Source organism: Burkholderia sp. 3C (assembly GCF_054589155.1).
Genome location: NZ_BAAILN010000100.1, coordinates 11,761 through 14,168, shown reverse-complemented (window position 1 = coordinate 14,168; position 2,408 = coordinate 11,761). Strand labels below are relative to the sequence as shown.

General features: G+C 71.8%; 2 protein-coding genes. Both read right to left on the bottom strand.

Going from position 1 to position 2,408, the window contains the following annotated elements:
• Window positions 1-159: 159 nt before the first annotated feature.
• On the bottom strand, window positions 160-1,509 hold the full coding sequence (locus ACYP33_RS20555; protein WP_459623686.1) for an MFS transporter: 1,350 nt from the start codon (window positions 1,507-1,509) through the stop codon (window positions 160-162).
• A gap of 297 nt (window positions 1,510-1,806) precedes the next feature.
• A partial coding sequence (locus tag ACYP33_RS20550) for a lipase secretion chaperone (RefSeq protein ID WP_459623682.1) occupies window positions 1,807-2,408 on the bottom strand: 602 nt, incomplete at its 5' end.

The window sequence follows — 2,408 nt, the reverse complement described above, 5'->3', positions numbered from 1 at the left end:
GGTGCCGGTGGAACGGCAGGGTCGGAGGCGGCGTGTGCGCCGCGAGCGGGCGCACCAGGCGCGATGTCCGGATCGAATCGCTCGACAACCGACAAGCCATGCCGATCCCGACCTGTCCCGCGCCGCGCGAGGTGGCGTTGCTTGCGGATTACCTGCGGGTTACTTGCCGCCCCGCTCCGACGCCACGGCCTGCCCCGAGCGATGCGACGGCGCGAACAGCCGCATCCCGCTCGCCAGGCTGGCGGCGGCCGAGAAGCCCGCGCCGATGCCGAGCGCCAGCGTCGGGCCGTGGCGCGACGCGATGCCGAAGCACAGCGCGACGAGCGCCGCGCCGGTGGCCTGGCCGATCAGCCGCGCCGTGGCGACGATGCCGCTCGCGCCGCCGCTGCGCTCGGGCGGCGCGCTCGCCATCAATGCCTTCAGGTTCGGCGACTGGAAGAAGCCGAAGCCCGCGCCGCACAGCGCCATGCGCCAGATGATGTCGCCGACCTGCGGATACGGCGGCAGCATCGCCAGCAGCGCCATGCCGAGCGCCAGCAGGGCCAGGCCGATCGCGCCGAGCAGGCCCGGCGGATAACGGTCCGACAGGCGGCCCGCGATCGGCGCGGACAGCGCCACCACGGCCGACCACGGCGTCATCAGGAAGCCGGTTTCGACCGCGCTGCGATGCAGGACATCCTCGAAATAGAACGGCAGCGACACGAACGCCAGCCCCTGCGCCGCGAACGAGCACACGGCCGTGACCGCCGACAGCGCGAACACCGGGCGCCGGAACAGGTCGACCGGCAGCATCGGCGACGGGTGGCCGTGCTCGCGCCGCATCAGCAGCCAGCCGAACAGCAGCGCGACGCCCGCCGCGATCAGGCTGATCGACACCGGCCCGCGCTGCGCCGTTTCGCCGAGCGCGAAGATCAGCGCCGAGAACGTCACGACGTTGAACAGCGCCGCGACGCGGTCGAACGTGTGGCCGCCGCGCGCGGTTTGCGGCAGCGACGGAATCGCCACCGCCAGCGCGAGCACGCCGAGCGGCACGTTGACCGCGAACAGCCAGGGCCAGTCCGCCACCGAGAGAATCAGCGAGGCGATGGTCGGCCCGATCGCGAACGAGGTGCCGACGATCAGCGCATTGAGCCCGAGCCCGCTGCCGAGCCGCTTGGCCGGGTACAGATAACGGATCAGCGCCGTGTTGACGCTCATGATCGCCGCCGCGCCCAGGCCCTGCACGACGCGCGCGGCGGTCAGCATCGGCAGCGTCGACACCAGCGCGCAGGCCAGCGACGCGCAGGTGAACACGAGCAGGCCACCGATATAGATGCGCCGGTGGCCGACGATGTCGCCGAGCGCCGCGAGCGGCAGCAAGGTGGCCACCATCGCGAGCTGGTAGGCGTTGATGATCCACACCGAGGCGGCGGGCGCCGTGTGGAGGTCGGCGGCGATGGCCGGCAGCGCGGTGTTGGCGATCGCGGTGTCGAGCGTCGCGAGCGCGACTGCGAGCAACAGCGCGAGCATCGCGCGCCAATTGAACGCCGGCTCCGCGGAGCCGCCGGCGAGGAGGGTTTCGGACAAGGCTGGACTCGGTGGGACGAGCGATGCGCGATGCGCATCACGGATGGAACGGTACGGCGGTACGCTGCCGCTCCCGCATTGTTGCAGAGCGGCGCGAATCGTGCAGGCCCGCGTGATGCGAGAAAGCTGACCGAAAGGCAAGGACCACGAAATGAATGCGGCCTTGCCGACAGCCGTCGCTCAGGAAGACGAATCGATGTCATGCGAGCCGGCCGCCGGGAATTCGGCTCGCCAACAACGCTACCCGCCCCGTCCGCTCGCCGCCGGCGCGGCCCGATCGAGCGCGGCAGCGCGGATCGCATCGCCCGGCGCGGTGAACGTCTGCTGCCGCAATTGCGCGATCTGCGCGTCGCGATCCTGCGGGGCCTGCGCCTGCGCGGCGATCCGGTCGCGCTCGGCCGCATAGGCGCGGTACTTCGCCTGCCATGCATCATCGTCCCGCTGCAATTGCGCGACGCGCGCGGCGGCCTCGGGGCCGAGCGTCTGCGCGATCTGCGCGCGCATCGCGTCGGGCGTCGCGCCCGATTGCTGCAAGGCGGCGATCGCCGTCACCGCATCCTGCTGCGCCTGCAACGCGTCGCGCCGGGCGCGCTCGGCCGGCGTCAGTTGCGTATCGAGTGCGGCGAGCCGCGCCGCCTTCTGCGCGTCGTTCAACGACGGATCGCGCGCGATGCGAATGCGTTCGAGATCGAGCCGCTGATGGCGCTGCTCGTCGCCGAAAAACGGCGCGGCCCACTCGCCGAGCGTGCGGTTCGCCAGGTCCGAACGCTGGTCGAGCGCCAACTGCATGGCCGCCGGATCAAGCTTGTCGCCGAGCACCGCGCCGCCGCCCGGCAAACGCG

Excerpts from the sequence above, each read along its gene's own strand:
- ACYP33_RS20555 (WP_459623686.1), bottom strand. The coding sequence starts at position 1,509 with ATGCTCGCGCTGTTGCTCGCAGTCGCGCTCGCGACGCTCGACACCGCG.